Origin of the sequence: Salibaculum sp., assembly GCF_035270045.1 — a bacterium.
Lineage (GTDB): Bacteria > Pseudomonadota > Alphaproteobacteria > Rhodobacterales > Rhodobacteraceae > Salibaculum.
Map to the genome: position 1 here is coordinate 21,192 of NZ_DATFIP010000056.1, position 17,407 is coordinate 38,598.

The window sequence follows — 17,407 nt, forward strand, 5'->3', positions numbered from 1 at the left end:
GCCTCTTTCATTTCCTGATGTTTCGCTTGCCCAGCACATTGGTGCCAAGCGCCTGAAGGGCAAGCCGCAATCGCTCGTCGCCGACGTCACCGGTAATCTCTTGCGCGGTCTCGACGGTGGCGGGATCGGGCCTGTGGGTTCTTTTCGGGGCATGGTCGAAAGCCAGTTTCCCCTCTGCAAAACCGGTGGGCGCGGTCTGGGTGATATGGATGCGCGCAATGGCGTTGTAGCCGTAGCAGGCGTTCACCTTCTCGCGAATCTGTTCCTTCTGCATTTCCAGCATCGGGGCCTGCGCGCCACTGGTCAGCAGCGACAGGGTCGCGCCCATCCCGCCGTGCGAATAACTGACCTTGACCGGATGCGCGACACGCGCAGTGGTCTCGCCCACGATTTCCGACCAATGGGTCAGAAGCCGCGAAACGGCAAAGCCCCGCGATTCCGAGGCGGTGCGGATTCGTGGCTGCATCAACGTCGCGGCACGGGAAAAGCCGCGTGTCGTGCCGGTGTTTCCGAAGGGCTTGCGTGGTTGTGTCATGGCTGCGCCCTACTCTAAGCACATGAGCGGCAGACGCCAGAGCCAGCCGGAAAGGACGACATAAAGAATGCGTGACGCGGCGATATCTCGACACCTGCTGGCCTGGTATGATCACCACGCCCGCGCACTGCCTTGGCGGGTCGGCCCGGCGGACCGCGCCGCCGGCGTCCGGCCCGACCCCTACCGCGTCTGGTTATCCGAGATCATGCTGCAACAGACCACGGTTGCCGCGGTGCGATCCTATTTTCATGAGTTCACAACGCGCTGGCCAACCGTAACCGACCTGTCCGCGACGGAGGACGCCGAGGTCATGGCCGCATGGGCCGGGCTAGGGTATTATGCGCGCGCCCGCAACCTGCTGAAATGCGCGCGGCAGGTCGTCGCGGACCACGGCGGCCACTTCCCCGCGGCCCGCGCCGAGTTGCTGACGCTGCCGGGGATCGGCCCCTATACCGCCAGCGCCATTGCCGCTATCGCCTTTGACGAGGCGGCAACGGTGGTGGACGGCAACGTTGAGCGTGTCATGGCGCGCCTGCACGACGTAGAGACCCCCTTGCCGACCGCTAAGCCCGCACTGACCGCCCTGGCCGAGCGCCATACGCCAAGCGATCGGCCCGGTGATTATGCCCAGGCGGTGATGGACCTTGGCGCGACGATCTGCACGCCGAAATCCCCCGCCTGCGGAATTTGCCCCCTGCGCGAGCTCTGCGCGGCCCGTCTTGCGGGCCACGCCGCCGATCTGCCTCGCAAGCTGCCCAAAAAACCCAAGCCCACGCGACAGGGCATCGCCTATATCGCACGGCGCACGGATGGCGCATGGCTGCTGGAAACCCGGCCCGACAAGGGGTTGCTGGGCGGGATGCTAAGCTGGCCCACTTCGCACTGGGGTGATGATCCCGCCCCTGCCCCGCCGATAGAGGCGGACTGGCACCCGTTGGAGGCCGAGGCTCGCCACACCTTTACCCATTTCCACCTGCGGTTGGCGGTGCATGTGGCCAGGGTTCCCTTCGAAGCAGAGCCGAATCGGGGCAGATTCCACCCGAACGAGGCGTTTCGGCGCGCCGATCTGCCCACGGTCATGCGCAAGGCCCATGACCTTGCCGCCGCGACGTTGCGGGACCTTTGAGAACGCGGCCGATTACAATAAGCTTCACTCGACAAGCCCAGGCAGGTTTCGATGGCCACGACAGACCACATCCCCAATGCCGAACTGACCCGGATCGGCCGCGCCCTACCCTTCTGGGCTTCGCTCATTCTGGTACCGCTGGCCTGGCTGGCCGCCATCAAGGGCGGCTGGTACATCGCGCTGCTGCCGCTGGCGACCTGGCACCTGTTCACGGTGCTCGACGCCGTGCTGGGCCGCTATACCGAGAACGCCGATCCCGAGACGGTGACGGCCGAGCTGTTCTGGTATCGCGCGATCACACTGATCTGGACACCGATCCAGGTCGTCACGATCTTCGGCATCCTGTTCTATGTCAGCCGCTCCGGCCACTTGCACCCGGCCGAGGAATGGCTGCTCTTTGCCGCGCTAGGCATCGCGTCGGGGACCATCGGCATCAACTACGCCCACGAGTTGCTGCACCAGAAACCCAAGCTGGAACGCTGGCTGGGCGACATGCTGCTGGCCATGGTGCTCTATTCGCATTTCCGCTCGGAACATCTGCTGGTGCATCACCGCCATGTCGGCACACCGCGCGACCCGGTCACGGCCCGCTACAACGAGGGTTTCCACCGGTATTTCCCGCGCGTGCTGCGCCAATGCCCGCCCTCGGCCTTTCGCGCCGAAAAGGCGATGCTGGCGCGCAAGGGGCTACCCTGGCACCATCTGTCCAACCCGTTGTGGCGCTACGCCGCGCTGCAACTGGGCTTTCTGGCGCTGGCGTCGGTCATCGGAGGACCCTGGGGTCTGTTCCTGTTCCTGACCCAGGCCTTCTGGGCAGTTTTCCAGCTTGAGCTGGTCAACTACGTGGAACACTATGGGCTGACGCGCAAATACCTCGGGGATGGCAAATACGACCATGTCCAGCCGCGCCACAGCTGGAACGCGGCGCACAAGGCGTCGAACTGGCTGCTGATCAACCTGCAACGCCACTCCGACCACCACTACAAGCCCGACCGGCGGTTTCCGCTGCTCCAGACCTACGACGAGGACACGGCGCCGCAACTGCCCTACGGCTACCCGATCATGACCCTCGCCGCGCTGATCCCGCCGCTGTGGCGCCGGATCATGAACCCCCGGGTCAAGGCTTGGCGCCGACAATACTATCCCGAGATCGAGGACTGGAGCCCCTATATCCAGGCCACCACGCCGATGCCACGCGGGGCGAGTTAACGATTGGCGATTTGGCCGCTGACCCAGGCCCAGCTTGAACGGCACATGTCGTCCAGCGTCTTCTGGGCCTCGAACCCCAAAACGGCGCGCGCCTTGTCGGGCAGGGCCGTCACCGAGGACACATCGCCCTGCCGCCGTGCCACGATCCGGTATGGAAGATCGCGGCCACAGGCCGCGGAATAGGCTCGGATCACGTCCAGCACCGAGGACCCGATGCCGGTGCCCAGGTTCACCGCGTGGCTTTCGCCCGTCTCCATCAAGGCATTCAACGACAGCACGTGCCCATGGGCCAGGTCCTCGACATGGATGTAGTCGCGCACGCCCGTGCCGTCGGGAGTATTGTAGTCATCGCCGAAGACATTGATCCTGCGCAACTCGCCGGTGGCGACCTTGGCGATATAGGGCATCAGGTTGTTGGGAATGTCGCCCGGGTCCTCGCCGATCAGGGCCGAACGATGCGCCCCCACCGGGTTGAAATACCGCAGGATCCCCACCGCCCAGCGTGCATCAGCCGCCGCCACCTGTTCCAGCGCGGTCTCGCCGGTGATCTTGGTATAGCCATAGGGCGAAGTATGGCTTCGGGGGTGGTCCTCGGGAATGCGCTGGATATCCGTATCGCCGTAGACGGTGGCCGAGGACGAAAAGACGATGCACCGCACGCCCGCAGCCTCCATCGCGGCCAGCAGGGTCAGAAGCCCGCCCACGTTGGTGTGGATGTAGTCCAGCGGCTTTTGCACGCTCTCGCCCACGGCCTTGAGCGCGGCGAAGTGAACCACCCCGTCGATCGCCTGATCGGCAAATATCCGGTCGAGAAGCGCGCGGTCCAGAACGTCGCCGCGATAGACCGTCGCGGGGCGGCCCGAGATCCGTTCCAGACGCTCGGGCACATCGTCCCGCGCGTTCGTGAAATTGTCGAGAATTACGACCTCGTGGCCTGCCTCGACGAGCCCCAGATAGGTATGAGAGCCGATGTATCCCGCCCCGCCGGTCAGAAGAATTCTCGCCATCTGCCTGCGCCTCACTCGTATACTGGGTCGGGATGACCGGGGGCGCCTGTTAACGTCGGCATGGCCGGGCGCTCCACCGGATCAATCAGAAGGACAGGCTGACACCTAGGTTGACCGCATTGGTGACAAGGTTGGTTTCAAGTGTGCCGCCCGAGCCAAGATCCATGGTGTGCATGGAGTATGTGCCCTGGTAGTCTGCGAAGATCGACACGGTGTCACTCAGGGGGTAGCTCGCGCCGGCTGTCCAACGGGCCGCTGGCCCGGTTACCTGGTATTCAAAGGACTTGCCGCCGCCACTCTCGACGTCGACGTGCGGAATCGCGACCCCGACGCCACCGCCGACGTAGGGCGTCAAATCTCCCCACTGACCAGGCCAGCGCCGCATGGCATTGACAGTCAGGATGTTCACGCCATCGGTGAGTTCCAGCCGCTCGAAGCCGGACTCGTCAAGCGTTTCGTCATCCGCATAGACCTTCGAGTGGGTGAACTCGACCCCCCAGCCGAACGTCTCGCTGCGCCACCGCGTCCAGCGGAAGCCGTAGTAGACCGGGGCCTCGAACGAGCGGCCCTCCCAGCCGGCGGTGAAATCCACATCGCCCAATCCACCGGGATCGTTGCCCGTCACGGTGCTGTGCGGAGATTCCTGAAGGCCAAGGTAGAAACCGATTTCGTCTTCCGCGGCTGCCGGTGTTGCCAGAACCGTCATGGCAAGGATGGCGGCAGAGGCTTTCGTTTCGAACTTCATCTGGGTCATGGCACATCTCCGATCTCTAAGCGGGATTTAATGGGAGAGGTCCCATCCCACAAGTCAGAAACCGAAAGGCAAGTGGGAAACGGAGTCGCACAAGTCATATCCGACCGGTCGCATCCGGAGGCAAGAAACGCAAAAACCCCCGACGACCCCTGAGGACGGCGGGGAAGGTGTGCCCGTGGTCCTGACCACGGGCACAGGCGATCACATTGGGGAACTAGCCCGCCCGCATCTCGGACCGGATCTGCTGGCGAAGCAGGTCGATGGGCACCTTCTTGCCGTCCTTGCGGAAGTGCCAATATGTCCAGCCATTGCAACTGGGGGCCCCCTCCAGGTGGGCGCCCACCTGGTGGATCGAGCCCTTGACGTCCTCGCCGATTAGGGTGCCGTCGGCGCGCACCTTGACCTTGTGGCGTCCGTTCATGCTCCAGAGTTCCTCGCCCGGGCGCAGCATCCCGCGCTCGACCAGCTGGCCGAACGGCACGCGCGGTTCGGCCCGTTTGGGCGTACTGACCTGCAGCGCATCGCGGTCGAACTTGCGAATATCGGCCAACCGTCGCGTGGCAGCAGAACGGTAGCCGGAATCGCGTTCGATCCCGATGTAGTCGCGACCCAGCATCTTGGCGACGGCACCGGTGGTTCCAGTTCCGAAGAAGGGGTCAAGCACCACGTCGCCCGGATTGGTGGTCCCCACCAGCACCCGGTGCAGCAGGCTTTGGGGTTTCTGCGTCGGGTGGGCCTTGTCGCCCGCCTCGTCCTTGAGCCTCTCGTGCCCGGTGCACAGTGGCAGCACCCAGTCCGAGCGCATCTGCGTGCCTTCGTTCAGCGCCTTGAGCGCCTCGTAGTTGAAGGTGTAGCGCGACTTGTCCGACTTGCTGGCCCAGATCAGTGTCTCGTGGGCATTCGTAAGCCGCTTGCCGCGGAAATTGGGCATCGGGTTGGACTTGCGCCAGACTACGTCATTGAGGATCCAGAATCCCTGGTTCTGCAATTCGGCGCCCATCCGGAAAACGTTGTGATAACTGCCGATCACCCAGATCGCGCCGTCGGGTTTCAGCAGGCGGCGCGCTGCTTTCAGCCAAGCGCGGGTGAAATCGTCATAGACCTTGAAGCTCTCGAAACGGTCCCAGTCGTCGTCCACCGCATCGACGCGCGAATTGTCAGGGCGGTGCAACTCGCCGCGCAATTGAAGATTGTAGGGCGGGTCTGCGAAGATCAGGTCGACCGACGCCTCGGGCAGGCTGTTCATCACCTCGATGCAATCTCCATCGAGAATCGCATTCAAAGGGAGCGCCGGGGCACTCGCATCAGGGGTCTTGTTCATCATTTTCTGCCTCTGTCCCGGCGGATTGTCCGCTCGTTCTTGGCACCAACAATGAGTCAGAGGCGATTCGCTGTCAAAAGTAATTTTGAATCAAGGGCTTATACTTTTTCTTGATACAACATATTGTGCACCGGCTTGAAGGATCGCCTATGATGTGGGCTCACACCGATATCTTGGAGCGCTTGCAGATGCGCCCTGGAGCCATAACCGGCGTTGCTGTCCCACCTGTAGCCCGGGTGCTGTTGCGCCAAATCCACCATGAGTGCGTCGCGACACACTTTCGCCACGATTGAAGCTGCCGCGATCGACAGAGACCGGGCGTCGCCCTTGATCACGGATTGCGCCGCGCAGGGCAGACCGTCGGGGATGCAGTTGCCGTCGATCAGCGCATGATCGACACCTTGCAGGCCCGCCACCGCGCGGCCCATCGCAAGGTGTGCCGCGCGCAGTATATTGAGACTGTCGATCTCCTCGACGCTGGAATGTGCGATGCTGACTTCGGCAACGGCGTGGATGTCCGCGGCAAGCGCGGCGCGCCGCTTGGCGGTCAATTTCTTGCTGTCCTGCAAACCGGGAGGAATGCGATCCGGGTCCAGTATTACGGCTGCGGCCGTGACCGGCCCGGCCAAGGGGCCGCGCCCGACCTCATCCACACCGCAAACGCGGCGCGCGCCACCCTGCCGGGCGGCGTCCTCGAAACTGTCATCGGGGGCATCACTCATGCGTCGGGACCAAGCAGGTCCCGACGCGAAAGGCAAGGGCGGCGCCCCTCAGTCATGTATCCGCTGGATCCGGAACCCCGCGTGGTGCAGGCAGCGCGGTGCGTATCCCTGGCGCATGTGACGCGCCCCCCGCACCGAGATTTCACAACGCTCCGGCAGACGGTTCACGTGGTCGTAGTTGCGGTTCATGCAGCGCTTGGCGAACATCCGGACCTGTCCGTGCCGGGTGTTGATGCGGGTCAGGCACCTGGCGGGCAGAACCCGCCAGCTTGGGTCACGCCTTTCCGGGCGGGCGGTGTCGCCATCGGTGCTGTTCTGCGTGATCGCCGCACCGAGGAGCAACAAGCCGAGCAGACCGATCACGGCCTCCTTTTCGGAAATCTCGGCATGCGCGGGGCTGGCAGAGACAGTGCCCAGGCCAAGGCTCAAGGCCACAAGGGCGGCGGTCAGGGTCTTCATCATGGGTCAGTCCTTTCGGTCGAAGGGGCATTGGCCCGACGCGGGCCAAACGTGATGACCCGAGACTGGTTCCCGCCGGCCCGGTCGCTCAATATCGCGAGGCCGCTATCGAATGACGGGGCGAGACAAGCGGCACGATATTGCATAACATCACCCCGAACAGGCAGTGATTGCGCATGAAACATGGTCTTTCTTTATTGCTTGTCGGCCTCTTGGCCGCCAGCCCCGCCGGGGCGGCCTGTTATGCCGACTACAAGGCCAAGCGCGACGACCCACTGCGCCTGCACTACGGCGTCGCCGAACTTCGCGGCGCCTGCACCACCGAGAATGCGGCAAACGAGCTCTTGCCGCGTCTTGCAGCCGACGACTGGCAGTTATTGAATATCCTTGGCGTCTTCGAGGATGCCGGGCTTGAGGAAAGGCGAGACAGTGCGGGAGACTACTTCCTCCGCTATTGAGGCCCGTCAATGGGGCAACCGGGTTGTGCTGGCGGGCATCATCGCGATCGTTGCCATCCTCGCGATGGCGGCCGCCATCCTGTTTCTCAACCTGCCCGACGCCAACGCCTTCAACGCGCGGGTCGAGCGGCTTTTCGTCGAGAACGACACGCTGACCGGCCAGGCCGAGGTCAAGTTGCTTGAAATCCTCGCCCAGTCGGGCACGGCATTCTCGGAAACACTGGACAGCTACCGCTTCGTTATCTTCGTCCTGCTGGTATTCGCCACCGCGCTGCTGATCGCCGCCGTGGCCTTCCTGGTGATGCTGGTGGCGCTCAACAGGCGGATGAGCCTGATTGAACGTCAAGGCATCGAGGTGAACACCCTGATGATCGCCCGAGACCAGAAAACCGTGTTGCTGAACAATTTCGAGTTCAAGCTGACCGACGCCGCGATCGAGACGCTGGCGGTGCTGGCCGAGGCGCGCATGGATGACGAGGTGCTATCGGGCGCCGAGATCGAAGCGGTGATCTCGGGGCGCAGCGCCGAGCAGTGCGACGAGGCAGCGGGCGCCACCCGCATCAAGCGCCTGCGCGACTCGCTTGGCAACCAGATGATAAGCGAACTGCTGGTCAAGAACGTGGCACGCAAGGGCTACATGCTGGCGATCGACAAGGCGGTCATCCGCATGGTCTGAGCGGATCGGCGCTAGATCACCGCGCTTTCATCAAACCGCTCGCCCCGCAGGATACGGTCGATGTGGAAGGGGCGCAGGTCCAGCGTGCGATAGCCGCCGAGCGCTATCCATTCGGCCAGCCCACGGCCCATTGCGGGGGCCTGTTGCAACCCGTGGCCGGAAAACCCGTTCATATAGAGGATATTACCCACCTCCGGGTCCGGCCCGAGGATCGCGTTCCTGTCGAAGACGTTGAAAGCGTAGTGTCCGGTCCATTCATTGACCACCCGGATCGCCTCGAAGGCCGGGATGCGCGCGGCCAGCGCAGGCCAGACGACATCCATCCAGAAATCTGCGTCCATCGCGAAATCGTCGGCGTCCACAGGCGGGTCGTCTACAGTGTGGCCGCCGGCCAGGTAGGTGTCGGGGCCGTCCTGCCGGACATGCACGCCCGAGGGATCGATGGTCAGCGGCAGGGTCGCGGACAGGGGCCGCTCTGCCTTGAATACCCACGAAAAGCGTTTGCGTGGTTCCACCGGGATCTCGCGTCCCGCCATGGCGGCAACCCGCGCCGCGCGCGGCCCGGCGGCATTGACGACCGTGCCACAACCGATGTGTTCTCCCCCCGCCAAACGCACTGCCTCGACCACCGTTCCGGCCAGGTTCAGATCCAGCCCGGTGACCTCACCTGCGACATACTCGACGCCCTTTTCGCGGGCCTTGCGCCGGAACCATTCGAAGACGCTGCCGCCATCCCAGTAGCCTTCGTCGCGGGTGTTGTGGCTGCCCAGAACCACGTCATCCAACGCGTAGAAAGGATAGCACGCAGCGATTTCCTCGGGCGTCATCAGGCGGGCAGGCACCCCGCAGTCAAGCTGCACGGCGTGGGCATGTCGCAGGCGCGCCGCCCCGGCCTCATCCCCGGCAAGGTAGAGATACCCGAAGGACTGGATCTGTTGGTGGGGAACGCGCGCGTCATCGCCCATGTAGGCCGGGAAATCGCGCAGGACCTCGGCCGTGTACTGCGACAGGCGGATGTTGAGCGCGTTTCCGAACTGCTGGCGGATACAGGAGTTCGTGTGCGCCGTGGAGCAGTCCGCGTAGCGCGGATCCCGCTCGACCACCAGGACGGACCCGTTGAAGTGCGGGGACACGGCCAGGTTCCAGGCCAGTGCCGATCCCATGATCGCCCCACCGACGATCACGACGTCATAGCTGTCTCGCCCGGGATTTGTCGGAAATCGCACCATTGCTGCTCGCGGATGTCACCTGTCCGCAGCATGGCGTGGCCGCAAGGCCGCCGTAAAGGGCTTTCGGCGCACGCGGCATGTTCAAGCGCCGCGGGCTTTGCTAGTCAGGGTAAGGCAATCCGAAGGACACCCCCAAGATGAGCACGCCGGTTCTGATCCTCAACGGCCCCAACCTGAACCTGCTCGGCGAGCGCGAGCCCGAGACATACGGCGCCGCAACGCTGAGGGATGTAGTGGAGCGCTGTTCCCGTGTGGCCGAGGACATCGGGCTGAACGTCGAGGCGCGCCAGTCCAACCACGAGGGACGGTTGATCGACTGGATACACGAGGCACGCACCACGACGGCCGGGATCATCATCAACCCGGGCGCCTACACGCATACCTCGATCGCGATCCTGGATGCGCTCAATGCCTACGACGGCCCGGTGATCGAACTGCACATCAGCCAGGTCCACCGCCGCGAGAGCTTTCGTCACCATTCCTACGTCAGCCGCCGCGCCGACGCTGTGATGGCGGGGTTCGGCGTTCATGGCTACGAACTGGCCCTGCGGCACATCGCGACCCTTTTGGGGTGATGTTGGCGACCCCGGCAGGGTAACCAATGCCATTGATTTAAATGCATAATCCAGATGGTGTGTTGGTGTCGAAGGACCGGATCAACATCGGATATCCTGACTTCGACACTCATTCCGCTGTCATCACCTCGACCATCGCGTCCAGCTTCTTTTTCGCAGCCTGCCAGGCTGGCACATGTGTCGTGACCAGCTTCCAGAACTCCTGGCTGTGGTCATGGTGCCTCAGGTGGGCGAGTTCATGGACGATGACGTATTCGATGCATTCCCTGGGGGCTTTTACCAGGTGCGGGTTCAGGATGATCTGACCGGTCGGTGAACAGCTTCCCCACTGTTTGTTCATCACCAACAGACGAAGCGGTGGTACCTGCTCGACCCAGGATAGGCGGGACGCCACGTCCGAAATTTTCGTCACGAAATAATCCCGAGCCTTCACCCGGTACCAGCCCCGAAGCTGGCCCTTCACGTCATTCGGATCACCCGATTTGGTTTCCACGATCAGACGATTGCCCTTCAGCTTGACCGGTCCGGGTTTGTGTTCGACCGGGACGACTTTCAGGATATACCGCTTCCCCAGATACAGGACCTGCTCGCCAGACACGTACTCGCGTGGGCGAACATGCGCGTATCTGTTTCGCGCTTCTGCGACATGGCTGGCCACCCATCGCGCCCGCTTCTGGACAGCGCGGTGGATCGTGCCATCGTCAAACCCCGGCGGGGCATCGACAACGACAGAGCCGTCAGGATCGACATGGATGGCCACACGGGTTGTGCGCCGCTCGTCCTGCTCCACCCGGTAAGCGATACGTTGGTCCCCGTAAACGATGGCATGCCGCATCACCGGTCACCCTTCGTCGCGCCAGCCCGCACGATGCCGATGATGCGCTCGATCATGGCGTTGGCCTCATCGAGACCACCGAAAAAATTGAAGTATCTTGGCAGCATGGCCTGTTTGATCGCAGCTTCGATGCTGGCCTGGTTGATCGAGTGGGAGCGCACTGCATCGTTAACTGTGTCGTCGATCCAGATCGCTTCCTCGACCAGGTCATCCTCCGGGCGCTCCGCCGCCTGGTTGCCAAGCTGGTCCAGAAATGCCCCGTAATAGGCTGGTGCCCTGGGGCGGTCCTCGAACCGGTCCGGCACGTCAGGTGTCGCCCTGGCCTGCACGAGGTCTTCGAGGTCCTTGAACATCGTGTACTGCTTACCCGGGTGGTCGAACAGAGCGTCGGCCTCAGCGATGGCCTCCTTCAGCATATCCGAGAATACCCGCTGCGCGTGTGGGTCATCGATCAGGTCCTGCTCGATGGTCTTTCGCAGCCGCGTCTTGATCACGTCGGCCTCAGATCGGGTTTTCTCGTCCGACCAGTCCTCGGGGTCTTCGCCCTCCCCCAGGGTGCCGACGAGGATCACCCCATCGGGGTCCTTGACCTCCTGGCCGATCACCTGCTTGTCCACCAGCCGCCGGATTTGCTCCTCGTAGGTGCTGAAGTCCACGGTTTCCTGAGCGTCTTGTTTGGCCTGGGCCCGAAGCTGGGTGAAGAATTTCAGATCACGTTTATACCGTTGGATTGTAACCTCGTCGAAAGCACCGTCTTCGAAGAAGGCTCGGGATGACAGGGCCAGCTTCAGACACATGCCGAACTCCGTCAGCGCATCATAGAAATCCTCTCGGACCTTCTGATGATCGTCGATGGACACGCCGCTTTCGTCTGTCCGGAACGACGGAATCAGCACCTGCCGATACTGTTCCATATCGGCCTTGTTCTTCACGTCGCGGAAGATTGCCTAAAGCGCGTCATGCAGGGATGGCAGGCGCTTGTACTCGGTCGAGACGTTCGCCACCGTCCCGGCGAGATCATCGATCTCGTACCCGCCCTGGGTCTGAGCGGCCAGGTCCTGGTAGTCCTGGATCGAGGTATCCAGTTCGGCGAGAATACCGCGATAGTCGATCAGGAACCCGTGCTGTTTGGCCTCGTGCAATCGGTTCACCCGGGCGATGGCCTGAAGCAGGTTGTGGGACTTCAGGTGCTTGTCGATGTATAGCACCGCGTTCCTCGGTTCTGGGCCGAGATGATCCGGCTGCACGATGTGATGATGGCCCCGATCCGGTCGGCACCGCCAGGCCAGCACGTGGTCCTGTTCATGGTGCACAGCGTCCTGCATCAGTGGACAGAGGGCGGACTGTCCCGGATATTCGCGCATCCGGATTTCTTCACCACGCCGGTCGAAGGGTTCTGGCAGCTTCGCGACCAGACCGGCCTGGTCGTTGCGGTTCATGACGAGGTGGCCGTGGAACACTTCATCCACCTAGCGGAACTGCCTGAAGTGCGGTGGTGCGAGGACCTGTTCGAGACGTCCCCTGTTTGGTTGGAAGACACCCTGGACCTGGTGCGGGCCAAGCAATCCTGGCGCGCCCACAAGGACAGTACCGTCGGGGCGGTCAGCTTCGAACGGGCCGTTTCGATCTGGAGGTCCAAGCTTTCATCGAAACAAGAGATCGGGGTCGGTCCGGTCGAGACCTATGGAATATCGAAAAAGAACGGGAAGCCTTGGCCCATGTATGCGAACCGCCACACCCGCCGCTACGCCTATGTCCGCCGGTCCTGGTGGGAGGGGCTGGCCTGGAAGACGATCCTGCTGACCACGGAGGCGCTGCCAACGGCGATCTTCAAGGCAACAGCCGATCTCGGGCAATCAGCGATCCTGGACATGCCTGGGCGGGTCACCGGTCAGGGCCGGATCGAGGCGCACATCCTGACGAGTTTGAAATCCGCCGAGAACCCCAACACTGCCCGGGGCCTGCGGGAGTCCGAGGACCTGCCGGACGCGCATGTTTTGTGTAACAACGGCGACGGGCTGGATAACCACACGACCCTGGCCAGCGCCAAGGGTTCGAACAGCCTGTCCGATGCTGACATCATCCAGATCGCGAATTTCGTCACGCCCGGTGGAGATGAAGAGATCGGGCAGTACGATCAGCTTCAGGTCATCAACGCGGTGTTCGGAATCAGGAACGCGCTGCGGCTCTGGCACGCCGACATGATCAACCAGATGGCGGGGCGCAACCTTGGGCATCGGTATCAGGGGCATCGGCATATCCTGGCGATCAGCCGGACCCTCTACGATCTGATCGAGAGCACCCTGATCGACCAATGCCGCTATCCCATCGACAGAGTGGAGACTTCGGAGCGCCGTCGGGATCGCAAACATGGCGGTGATCGTGCCCAACTTGAGCGGCTGGAACGAGAGCACCAGGACGAGCTTGATCATCAGGATGCGCGGCAGGACCGACAGGGATGGGGCGACCTGGATGCTCTGATCGATGCGGAAGCTGAGCGGTTCCGACAGGACTCTGAGCCTGCCTGACTGTGCTGATCATATTCTCCAGGGCGGGGACCGGCTCGGCTTCGCCTCGCGGTCCCGGTTGTCGGCGGAGCCGAATACGTGTCATCAAAAAATGATCTCCATCGCCCGCCTGCGGCGGGCGAGAAGACCCTGGGGCATCCCTGGGAGACAGCCAGAAAAACCGTCCAGTTCTGTGGGCTCCTAAGAAGAACCTCTAAGGGGCGCACAAATCCGGACGGTTTTTTCTCACACTCCACTCCCCCCCACCCCCCGTTGAACAGATTCCTGTCGAGGGTCGTGGCGCTGGCCTTTGGGAAGGTGCCGGTTTCCGGCTTGCCAAGTCTCGTCCCTGCGGCTGAGTTTCTGCTCGTCGTGACCGTGATGGGTTCAACATGCCTGTATTCAGCCAACCTTTTGTGCTGACCGTTTACCCACCCGCAACGTCGATCCGGACATCCTGGAGATCGCCCGGGAGATCGTGCGCGCCAACCAACACGAAACCATGGGATCATTCGTGACCGATGCTCTGGTCTGCTATATTGATTCGTTGCCTGACCAGGACGAGGAGGAGCCGGTGGCGGCGTGATGCTGCAACGCACGCAGGACCCGCGCAGTGCTTCAGGTCGTGAAGGTCGGCTGTGCGGGACGGAGCAGACATTTGCTGCGCAGGCACCAATGTCCTGTCCGGCGAACTGTTCATCAAACGGCTGTTTTGGGGGTGTTAATCCAAGAGCGACGCAATCACACCGACTGCAGCGGCCGAACCCAAGACAAGTCCGGCGATGGTGCGCAGGCGCCAACTGTGGCGAACAAGTTACTAGAAGGTCGAGTTTGCGCGTCAGAAAGGCGAGGGGTTGTTTTCCCCATGTTTTTCTTCTCTGCTATGCCACGATTAGGAGATGCGTATGATGGAGGAATGCGTATGACGTATAGCGACACGCGCTCCCGCAATTTAAGTGGACAATGCATCATCAAGACAGCCGGTGGCATCATCCGTTGCGCCGCGATTGTCGGGGCAGGCACCCTGTTCCCACCTGTCACTGCGTCAGCCCAAGCCGCAGACCCACTCGACTGCCTGCCGAATTCGTCGGGACCGACACCAGGCGACCCGACGCCTTTCGGTGGTGGCATGTGCAATCTGGGGGCATCGCAAAGCGAAAGCAGCCGAGCTTTAGGAGTCAGTGATGATGGAACTATCGCTATCGGCACGATTGGTCCGTCGGGGGATCGCGCTGCCTTCACATGGACCTCTGCGGATGGGGTATCGCTTCTCGACGGCTTGTCGAACGTCAATCCCACCTTTGCAGGCACAAGCATAACGTCGGCGCGTGCTGTCACAGTCGATGCGAGCGGTACGGTATTCATCGCAGGTCAATCTCGTAATGACCTGGGCCGCGCACGCCCAGTCCGCTGGACTGACGGAGCAATTGAAGACCTTGGGACGTTGTTGCACTTGCCTCAAGAAACAGGCGCTCCCAACCCTTCACAGGGGAACGCGCAAGGGATCAACGCGGATGGTTCAGTAGTCGTAGGATGGTCATTTCACGAGAGCGTCAGTAACGAACGGCGGGCGTATCGCTGGGTTGAAGGTGGGAATTTTGGCGGCGCCAACCCGCAGATGCAGAACCTGGGCCTATTTGCATTTCCCGGCATCAATAGTGCGAGTGAAGCCCGCGACGTGAGTGCGTCGGGCGATGTGGTTGTCGGTATTGTGGGGGTGTCTGGGGTTTCACGCGCTTTTCGTTGGGTTGAAGGAGGCACAGACGGATTTGTTGGCAACCCGGAGATGCAGGATTTGGGCAGCCTTCGCATTGACAACGGCGGCCTTGCAGAAGCATCAGCGGTCAACACGGATGGCACGGTTGTAGTTGGTACCGCCGAAAATGACTCTGGACAGTTTTTGGCGTATCGCTGGATCGAGGACAGTGCAAACGGCCCTGCATTCAATCCGGAAATGCAGAGCCTTGGAACTCTAACCAGTGATGGGTCGGGGTTCAGCCAGTCATTTGATGTAAATGACGATGGAACGGTCGTGGTCGGATACGGCACGACCGACTCCGGTGATGAACAGGCCTTTCGTTGGGTCGAGGACGGTGATGCGGGGGTCGCAGCGAACCCTGAGATGCAAGTTTTGGGCAGTCTTCGGAGCGATGGCACAGGCTTCAGTCTGGCTAGAGCCGTCAATGCTGACGGATCGGTTGTCGTTGGCGAGGCAGAAACAGACGACGATACGTTCCGGGCCTTCATTTGGCGGACACAGATGCAGGACTTCGAGAACCTGATGCTGTCCTATGCGGTCACGGCCAATGATACCGAGATCGCTGTAGCGCAACAGCAGGCAGTTGTTGGCCGCCTGATGGATGAGACATGTCTTGCTGAAGATGACCAGTCTTGCCTGCGCGTTGGTGGTTGGCTCGCCAATACCGGCAGCACCGCCTCGCAAGACATCGGGCGCCGCACAAGTGGAGTCGCAACCCTCACCTATGGGAGCGGGCTCGACGGGCAGACAACCCTGGGGGGAACGCTCAGTGTGAGCGGCAGTAACCTAAGTTCCAATGGTTTCGACATGGGCTCCGGCGTCGGTTTTAGCCTCTGGAGTGAGTACAGCGAAGGCGGATTGGCCCGGACGGGCTGGCAAGCTGGAGCGTCTATTGGATGGGGGCGCGAAAGTGGAGCTATCGCGCGTGGTCGTGGCTTGGACAACGTCATGCTTGCAACTGGCGATGCGAGCCTTGATACATTCGGCGCACGTGCCGCCATCGGCTACGGCTTCCAGCAGCAGGAGTGGCTTATTATCCCGAGCGCAACGCTGGCGCATTTTCGCACCAGTCGCAGCGCCTATGCTGAGACCGGCGCTGATTTCAATGCCAGCTATGACGCCCTCTCTATTCAGCGCACAACGGCAACATTGGCGATCTCGGCCGAGCGGAGCGTGGCAGAACAAGGTATCCTATCTCTTGGTGTTGGCGTGGAGCGCGACCTCAGCGTAGAGAGGGCTATCCTGACTGGGACATCAACTATTCCCGGAATGGAATCCTTCGCTGTCGGCAGCACCTTGGAGCGCCATCGCACACGAGGCTTCCTTGATGCTGGCTACACACATGATCTGGGCGACGATCGCGCTATGTCAGGCAGCTTGCGTGTCGGACAAGCTGCGTTCGGCTCTGCTCCTCAGGTCAGTCTAGGTGTCCACTACGGTGTACGCTTCTGAAAGCTTCTTCCAGCAGTTTTATCAGCCCATGGACTGCTCGCCGTGCGTGGGTAAACCGTCCCATCCAGATCGCCACCCAAATTCCTTCTATCGCAACAGCCGCTATTCTCTGCGAAGCAGAAACTTGTCACGCTGGGCTCTCGTCGCTGAAATGCAGTGAAGCAGTCTTGTGGGTTTCTTGTTGATCCGACGAAGGTGCCATCACCGCAGGCCATCATAGTACGCCCGCAACTCCGCCAAACCCGCCGCGTCCATCGCGCCCTCGGCCTCGATCTCGGCCAACTGCTCTTCAACCTTCGCGAAGGTCGTCCACGAGGTATCCTCATCCACCGACCTCCACCGTTCCCGCATCGCGCTGGTCAAGGTTTCGACCATGGTTGGCTCCAGCAGGTCGGGCCTGTTCAGGAAGATCAGCCGCCGCCCAAGCAGCCGTGCCCGTTCATCCTGGATGCCATCGAGGATATGAAGCCGGTCTTCCCATGACCCGGCTTGGAACTGATTGAGCAGACGTTGATCCGCATGGGTGTAGAAGCCCTGATATATCTGCTCTTCGACATGAATGGATGCTTCCCGGTCCGCGAACCGTGCGGCAAGGGCGGCACCGATCCGATCATGCAGATCAGTCATCTCGGCGAACCTGTCGGAGTTATGCCCGAAAGTTGGTGATGGGCTGAGGTAGGCGGCATATCATGGCGGTGTTCAAAAGCGCCGTCGTTCTCAAAGAGAAAGGATATGCCACCATGGCCAAATCTACCGTTGTCCCGTTCGAGCTTCCAACGGAAT

18 protein-coding genes are annotated in these 17,407 nt (G+C 61.9%); 7 read left to right on the top strand and 11 right to left on the bottom strand.

Translation table 11 applies throughout. The features are described from left to right. Positions 1-7 precede the first annotated feature (7 nt). On the bottom strand, positions 8-535 hold the full coding sequence (locus VJ897_RS09730; RefSeq protein ID WP_324055413.1) for a DUF721 domain-containing protein: 528 nt from the start codon (positions 533-535) through the stop codon (positions 8-10). Positions 536-602: 67 nt separating this feature from the next. Between VJ897_RS09730 and mutY the strand changes: the two genes are divergently transcribed. Next, positions 603-1,661: an A/G-specific adenine glycosylase gene (gene mutY, locus VJ897_RS09735; RefSeq protein ID WP_324055414.1), complete on the top strand. Its 1,059-nt coding sequence runs from the start codon at positions 603-605 to the stop codon at positions 1,659-1,661. A gap of 51 nt (positions 1,662-1,712) precedes the next feature. Continuing rightward, entirely contained in the window at positions 1,713-2,870 is a 1,158-nt protein-coding gene (locus tag VJ897_RS09740) for an alkane 1-monooxygenase (protein ID WP_324055415.1), read from the top strand. On the opposite strand, the gene galE is transcribed toward VJ897_RS09740, so the two are convergent. From galE to VJ897_RS09765, 5 genes are all read right to left on the bottom strand, one after another. Further along, positions 2,867-3,877, bottom strand: coding sequence for a UDP-glucose 4-epimerase GalE (gene galE / locus VJ897_RS09745; protein WP_324055416.1), 1,011 nt, complete (start codon positions 3,875-3,877; stop codon positions 2,867-2,869). The genes VJ897_RS09740 and galE overlap by 4 nt on opposite strands. A gap of 85 nt (positions 3,878-3,962) precedes the next feature. Then, a complete protein-coding gene (locus VJ897_RS09750; RefSeq protein ID WP_324055417.1) occupies positions 3,963-4,631 on the bottom strand; it encodes an outer membrane protein in 669 nt (222 codons plus the stop codon). Positions 4,632-4,845: 214 nt separating this feature from the next. After that, positions 4,846-5,955 (bottom strand): site-specific DNA-methyltransferase, encoded by a 1,110-nt coding sequence (locus VJ897_RS09755; RefSeq protein ID WP_414706723.1) that lies wholly within the window; start codon positions 5,953-5,955, stop codon positions 4,846-4,848. 95 nt (positions 5,956-6,050) lie between these two features. Then, complete coding sequence (rnhB, locus tag VJ897_RS09760; RefSeq protein WP_324055418.1) at positions 6,051-6,674, bottom strand: ribonuclease HII; 624 nt, start codon at positions 6,672-6,674, stop codon at positions 6,051-6,053. A gap of 48 nt (positions 6,675-6,722) precedes the next feature. Then, complete coding sequence (locus VJ897_RS09765) at positions 6,723-7,136, bottom strand: hypothetical protein (RefSeq protein ID WP_324055419.1); 414 nt, start codon at positions 7,134-7,136, stop codon at positions 6,723-6,725. Between the two features lie 173 nt (positions 7,137-7,309). On the opposite strand from VJ897_RS09765, the gene VJ897_RS09770 reads away from it, so the two are divergent. Together VJ897_RS09770 and VJ897_RS09775 are read left to right on the top strand one after the other, a co-directional pair. Beyond that, complete coding sequence (locus VJ897_RS09770) at positions 7,310-7,591, top strand: hypothetical protein (protein ID WP_324055420.1); 282 nt, start codon at positions 7,310-7,312, stop codon at positions 7,589-7,591. Continuing rightward, a complete protein-coding gene (locus VJ897_RS09775) occupies positions 7,563-8,267 on the top strand; it encodes a winged helix-turn-helix domain-containing protein (protein WP_324055421.1) in 705 nt (234 codons plus the stop codon). Before VJ897_RS09770 ends, VJ897_RS09775 begins: the two co-directional genes overlap by 29 nt. Before the next feature lie 11 nt (positions 8,268-8,278). Here VJ897_RS09775 and VJ897_RS09780 read toward each other — a convergent pair whose 3' ends face one another. Beyond that, positions 8,279-9,496: an NAD(P)/FAD-dependent oxidoreductase gene (locus tag VJ897_RS09780; RefSeq protein WP_324055422.1), complete on the bottom strand. Its 1,218-nt coding sequence runs from the start codon at positions 9,494-9,496 to the stop codon at positions 8,279-8,281. A gap of 137 nt (positions 9,497-9,633) precedes the next feature. On the opposite strand from VJ897_RS09780, the gene aroQ reads away from it, so the two are divergent. Beyond that, complete coding sequence (gene aroQ, locus VJ897_RS09785; protein WP_324055423.1) at positions 9,634-10,071, top strand: type II 3-dehydroquinate dehydratase; 438 nt, start codon at positions 9,634-9,636, stop codon at positions 10,069-10,071. Positions 10,072-10,180: 109 nt separating this feature from the next. On the opposite strand, the gene VJ897_RS09790 is transcribed toward aroQ, so the two are convergent. Genes VJ897_RS09790 through VJ897_RS09800 form a run of 3 tightly spaced genes read right to left on the bottom strand, consistent with a single transcriptional unit; the run spans position 10,181 to position 12,114 of the window. After that, the gene (locus VJ897_RS09790) at positions 10,181-10,906 is read right to left on the bottom strand and encodes a M48 family metallopeptidase (protein WP_324055424.1); all 726 of its coding nucleotides are present in this window, start codon (positions 10,904-10,906) and stop codon (positions 10,181-10,183) included. Beyond that, positions 10,906-11,838, bottom strand: coding sequence for a hypothetical protein (locus VJ897_RS09795; protein ID WP_324055425.1), 933 nt, complete (start codon positions 11,836-11,838; stop codon positions 10,906-10,908). The genes VJ897_RS09790 and VJ897_RS09795 overlap by 1 nt, the downstream gene beginning before the upstream one ends. A 15-nt stretch (positions 11,839-11,853) precedes the next feature. Then, positions 11,854-12,114 carry a type I restriction enzyme subunit R domain-containing protein gene (locus VJ897_RS09800; RefSeq protein ID WP_324055426.1) on the bottom strand — a complete coding sequence of 87 codons (261 nt, stop codon included), beginning with the start codon at positions 12,112-12,114 and terminating at the stop codon, positions 11,854-11,856. Positions 12,115-12,138: 24 nt separating this feature from the next. Here VJ897_RS09800 and VJ897_RS09805 point away from each other — a divergent pair, with 24 nt between their 5' ends. Next, positions 12,139-13,434 (top strand): hypothetical protein, encoded by a 1,296-nt coding sequence (locus VJ897_RS09805; protein ID WP_324055427.1) that lies wholly within the window; start codon positions 12,139-12,141, stop codon positions 13,432-13,434. An 844-nt stretch (positions 13,435-14,278) separates the two neighbouring features. Further along, entirely contained in the window at positions 14,279-16,624 is a 2,346-nt protein-coding gene (locus VJ897_RS09810) for an autotransporter domain-containing protein (RefSeq protein ID WP_324055428.1), read from the top strand. Between the two features lie 201 nt (positions 16,625-16,825). On the opposite strand, the gene VJ897_RS09815 is transcribed toward VJ897_RS09810, so the two are convergent. Then, positions 16,826-17,251, bottom strand: a complete 426-nt coding sequence (locus tag VJ897_RS09815) for a hypothetical protein (RefSeq protein ID WP_324055429.1) — start codon at positions 17,249-17,251, stop codon at positions 16,826-16,828. Positions 17,252-17,407 lie beyond the last annotated feature (156 nt).